This is a genomic window from Legionella sp. ST3F1, from assembly GCF_048553315.1.
Classification (GTDB): Bacteria; Pseudomonadota; Gammaproteobacteria; order Legionellales; family Legionellaceae; genus Tatlockia; species Tatlockia donaldsonii.
The window spans coordinates 1-4,654 of sequence record NZ_JBLZIO010000007.1; the positions used below are offsets into that span (position 1 = coordinate 1).

A 4,654-nucleotide genomic window follows, 5' to 3' on the forward strand; every position below is an offset into this window, starting at 1 on the left:
TTTACTCCCGTGTAAATTGTGGTTAGCTGGTAGCGGGGGATTGCCGTCCCTCCTATCAGCGCTTGTACAACTGCATTGAAATGTCGCAAAATGCCTAATAATCTTATGGTATTCCGTGGTGAGTTGCAACTGAAAATTTAGCGTGTTTTCAGAAACTCACTACAGGAAATACTTTTCAATCCTGGATTTCCCCTTTTTACTCATCGCGGAGAGTGGATAAGAAGAGCAAATTGGTTTTTATTACTAATTCGCCTGCGATTCGGTGTAGGTGCCTGAAATGGTTTTGGAGTAAACGCACACTGAATCAACAGAAACGCTATCCTCAAGACCATGTTGTTTAAGTTGTTTTGCACAGTAAAGAAAAATATCCTTCGCTATATTTTCGTACGAGATGACATACTCTGTAGCGTAAATCTTGATCCTGTGCTTTTCAACCAGTACTTCTATATCAGCATAAAGCGGATCCAGTTTATGCAACAGGAAAGAGTGATCTAACGCTTTAATTTTCTCTTTCATTAAATTTTTTAATATGTCTGTATCCAGGATAAACCCAGTTTCATCTAACTCATGACCTTTTAAACTAATATCAAAATGCAAGGTATGACCATGTATTTGAAATTCGGGACACATGTCATTCAGATCATAATGATCTTTTCCACGCGTCTGCGCGCGTCCTTTCTTCCAATTTCTCTCTGCTACATCTATCTTGAATGTTTTGGTAATAATATAGGTCATGATTGCACCCCAAATAGCCAGGTTATTGCATGATAGCGACTTACTTATTGACTCGTTTATGGAAATCACGTGCATCGATATGTTTAGAATATAAAGAACCCCAGCAATATTGATTATCCCAGTACCCTATTACTGTTTCTTTGGTATGATCAAAAAAAACAACTTCATTTAATTTTGTTTTGATTTCTTTACCATTGACAGTAAAGGTTTGCTGAGCCACTCCTTCAAAAATACTAATGTTTTTATTAGCAGTAGGCACAGCTCGTCTTATTTGATAATCACTTACTTTATGATTGTCTTCTTTACCTCCAGACATTTTAATGTTGGAAGGCATATTCTCTACTGTGGCCTTATTGTCATAACTAAGATAGATAGGCTTCATAATGTCTTTGCATTCGTCCTTAGTCATTACTTTCTCATTCGCTGTATGTGTATGGCTAAAAACGATCTGTTTATAAAATGTTTGAGAATAACCAGGCACTACAATTAAACTAAGGGTAATGGTAGTGAACAATCCTGTTATTTTTTTCATTTATACACTCCTTGTCCAATGAAGAATAAGGACAGGGTACCCGTGTCAAGAACCGATTTGATTCTTAAAAGGTGCTCTGCCCTGTCAAATTCGCTTTACGAGTCTATTGTTAAAATATAGTCTAATTTTTCAAATTAGCGCCCCAGTACGGGTTTGAAGAAGCCGTGTAGCCTGGTCACCTGGGTTGCAGGCAACCAGGTTGCTTTACGCTGGTTGAGGAAGATCTTTAGTTCGATTACGCGAGTTAATTAATAAGCGATGATCTCGTTGATAAACATCATCCCAAAAATGTAACACACCCTCCTCGTTGACCCAGGCTGTAATATAAGTCACACGAATAGGAATAGGATTTGCCAACTTAAAACTGACCGTACGTCCAGATTCTAATAGTTGTTTAATATCTGGTAATTGAACCTTAATCGAATCCTCATGTTTAGCAATTTTTTCAAAAAGGGTTAACGGGTTTTCCAAACGGACACATCCTGAGCTAAAGAAGCGCTTTTCCTTGTTAAATAATTCTTTTGCAGGCGTATCGTGCAAATAGACTGAGTGAGAATTAGCGAAGTGAAACTTAATCTGTCCCAAGGCATTCTTTGAGCCAGGATCCTGCCGAAACAAATAGGTGCTTGGGTTAATAGCGACATCAGACCAGCGAATTTTATTTAATGGAATTTCATTTTTTAATGAATCCCTATGAAAAACCCGAATGTGCTGTTCTCCCAGATAGCCTGGATTAGTCAGTGCTTTTGGAATCAGATCTTGCCTGACTATGGTGGGCGGTACATTCCAATAAGGATTGATAATAATATGAGTTATTTCAGAATCTATTTCCGGCGTTGCCCGCGTGGGCTTACCCACAATAACACGTGAGGTTATTTTGGTCTTATGCTTACTGACATAACGTAAACGATAGTCTGGAACATTAATCCATATGTATTTAGGGGTAACCTGCTTACTAAATGTTTTCCAGCGCTCTATGTTAATATAAATCTGCTGCAACCGCTTTTGTGGTGAAATATTTAAAGCGTTCAATGTATCCTTCCCTACAATACCATCAGCTAAAATACCATGCCTTTCCTGAAATACCTGGACAGCCTTTTCCAATTCTTTATCAAAATAGGAATCATTCATCGAGGCAGAGGTTGGGAGCTCCCCTGTCTTTTGTAATCGCTTACGGAGGGTGATAACCGCATTATCTCGACAACCAATTCGTAATGCCTTATCCGTTACAATTGCCTGCCAAGGGTTCTTTACTGCGTCAAGATAAAGAGGAATAAATTTTTCTAATTGCTGATAAGGGGTATCCTGGGGGCGATTAATTGGGTCTGCATAGACCTTGATGCCTGCTAAAACCCATGCAAAGCACAATACGCCAACCCCCTTTAACCATTGCCGCTTATCATGCTTAACCATCTGGTTTATCCTCTATATTTTCTGATATTCATTGAGGCAGCGATTTTGCGAGGGCGCCAGGGGATTGTCAACAACATTGAAAGTGAACAGCCTATGGTTACCTGATAGACTTAAAATAATCAATGGGTTAAATCCTGGTCTGTTGATATAGGTTGCAAAAATCAACTAAAGTAAACTAAGGTCATATTACCTTGCACCAGGATGTGCAAGTGCTTAAAAGGAATTAAAACAAATGCGAATTAAAACTATATTGATAGTCCTCTGTCTTCTCCTATCCTCAACGAGTTATGCCGCGCTGACTATTGGTACCCTCATGTTTAAGCCACCTTATATTCTATCCCCGCACAATGGCTTTGATATTGATTTAGCGAAATTACTTTGCGAGCGCTTGCAAGAACACTGTAGATCTATTCCAATGGGTATGAATGCACTCTACAAACAGTTAGAAGAAGGCGAAGTTGATTTGGCAATGGGAGGTATTCCGGTTTCTTATGCCCTTAAAATAAAATTTATTTTTAGTTTGCCTTATATGCTAAGTCAAGGGCAGTTTTTAGTACTGAAAGAGAACCCTATTAATTCCGTCAATGGATTGCAAGGACAAACCGTTGGTGTTTTGCGAAACATACTCAATGGAGGTGTGTTTTATAATTATCTCCTGAATCATTACCAGAAACGATTTCAAATTACTCTGTATGAAGACGTTGAAGACGTGTTGGCTGATTTAAATAATCATTCAATCGCTGCAGCCTTTCTTGATCGCTCATCAGTCAATTATTGGATTCAAGAAGGTGGCGCACAATTTAAGCCCTTAGGCAGAATACACACCATTGGAAATGGTATAGCAATCCTGGCATTACCAAAAAATAAAAAGTTAGTTGAGCGTATCAACGTAATATTAGAAGACATAGAAAAAGATAGTACCTATCTTAAATTATATAGGATCTATTTTTCGAACGAGTAAATTGGATGCATCAACTCTAATCAACTTAAATCCTGTAATTTTCTGGCCTGAATCCCTTCTATTTTTGTCCTTTAACACAAGATGATTCAATTTATCGCGAGCTTATTTCACCTTGAGAGTCAATAATTACCCCCCCTGCGACAGAGTGACCATATATAAATCACAATGGATTACTAGTAAACGAAACGATATAATGCGCGATTTATGTACTTTGAGTTAAATATGGCAAATTCAAAAGAGCTTCTATTACTTGCTCAAGCAAAAAATTATAAAAAACTTCGTGAGCTTATAACAACGCGTCAAAATACAGTGCACCAAATAGCTCTAATCTATGCATTAGATGGAAATCATGACAAAGTGGAAGAGTACCGAACCAGGCATCAGGCTTCAGTCCATGAAATTGCCAAAGGCTATGCTCTGGCCGGCAACCATGACAAGGTAGAAGAGTACCGAACCAGGCATCAGGCTTCGATATATGCAATTGTTAAAGGCTATGCTCAAGGGGGCTACCCTGCCGAGGTAGAAGAGTACCGAACCAGGCATCAGGCTTCAGTCCATGAAATCGCCAAAATCTATGCTGAGGCTGGAAACCATGCCAAGGTAGAAGAGTACCGAACCAGGCATCAGGCTTCAGTCCATGAAATCGCCCAAGCCTATGCTCTGGTCGGCAACTATGACAAAGTAGAAGAGTACCGAACCAGGTATCAGGCTTCAGTTCATGTAATTGTCGAAGGCTATGCTCTGGCCGGCAACCATGACAAAGTGGAAGAGTACCGAACCAGGCATCAGGCTTCAGTCCATGAAATCGCCATAATCTATGCTCTGGCCGGCAACCATGCCAAGGTAGAAGAGTACCGAACCAGGCATCAGGCTTCGATATATGCAATTGTTAAAGGCTATGCTCAAGGGGGCTACCCTGCCGAGGTAGAAGAGTACCGAACCAGGCATCAGGCTTCAGTCCATGAAATCGCCCAAGCCTATGCTCTGGTCGGCAACTATGACAAAGTAGAAGA

Annotated in this window: 5 protein-coding genes; 2 read left to right on the top strand and 3 right to left on the bottom strand. The window is 39.8% G+C overall.

The features are described from left to right. Positions 1–243 precede the first annotated feature (243 nt). The 3 genes from ACN4Z1_RS06410 to ACN4Z1_RS06420 all read right to left on the bottom strand — a co-directional run bounded on the left by ACN4Z1_RS06410 (position 244) and on the right by ACN4Z1_RS06420 (position 2,680). A complete protein-coding gene (locus ACN4Z1_RS06410; RefSeq protein ID WP_181879370.1) occupies positions 244–735 on the bottom strand; it encodes a 6-pyruvoyl trahydropterin synthase family protein in 492 nt (163 codons plus the stop codon). A 40-nt stretch (positions 736–775) separates the two neighbouring features. Next, entirely contained in the window at positions 776–1,267 is a 492-nt protein-coding gene (locus ACN4Z1_RS06415; protein ID WP_419388221.1) for a hypothetical protein, read from the bottom strand. Positions 1,268–1,471: 204 nt separating this feature from the next. Then, the gene (locus ACN4Z1_RS06420) at positions 1,472–2,680 is read right to left on the bottom strand and encodes a L,D-transpeptidase family protein (protein ID WP_419388222.1); all 1,209 of its coding nucleotides are present in this window, start codon (positions 2,678–2,680) and stop codon (positions 1,472–1,474) included. A gap of 232 nt (positions 2,681–2,912) precedes the next feature. Between ACN4Z1_RS06420 and ACN4Z1_RS06425 the strand changes: the two genes are divergently transcribed. Together ACN4Z1_RS06425 and ACN4Z1_RS06430 are read left to right on the top strand one after the other, a co-directional pair. After that, positions 2,913–3,641 carry a transporter substrate-binding domain-containing protein gene (locus ACN4Z1_RS06425; RefSeq protein ID WP_419388223.1) on the top strand — a complete coding sequence of 243 codons (729 nt, stop codon included), beginning with the start codon at positions 2,913–2,915 and terminating at the stop codon, positions 3,639–3,641. 222 nt (positions 3,642–3,863) lie between these two features. After that, the coding region (locus tag ACN4Z1_RS06430; RefSeq protein ID WP_419423039.1) for a hypothetical protein at positions 3,864–4,654 on the top strand (791 nt) is incomplete at its 3' end.

What these genes read in the sequence shown, in the direction of transcription:
- ACN4Z1_RS06410 (WP_181879370.1), bottom strand. Translation starts at nt 735, where the DNA reads ATGACCTATATTATTACCAAAACATTCAAGATAGATGTAGCAGAGAGA.
- ACN4Z1_RS06415 (WP_419388221.1), bottom strand. Translation starts at nt 1,267, where the DNA reads ATGAAAAAAATAACAGGATTGTTCACTACCATTACCCTTAGTTTAATT.
- ACN4Z1_RS06420 (WP_419388222.1), bottom strand. Translation starts at nt 2,680, where the DNA reads ATGGTTAAGCATGATAAGCGGCAATGGTTAAAGGGGGTTGGCGTATTG.
- ACN4Z1_RS06425 (WP_419388223.1), top strand. Translation starts at nt 2,913, where the DNA reads ATGCGAATTAAAACTATATTGATAGTCCTCTGTCTTCTCCTATCCTCA.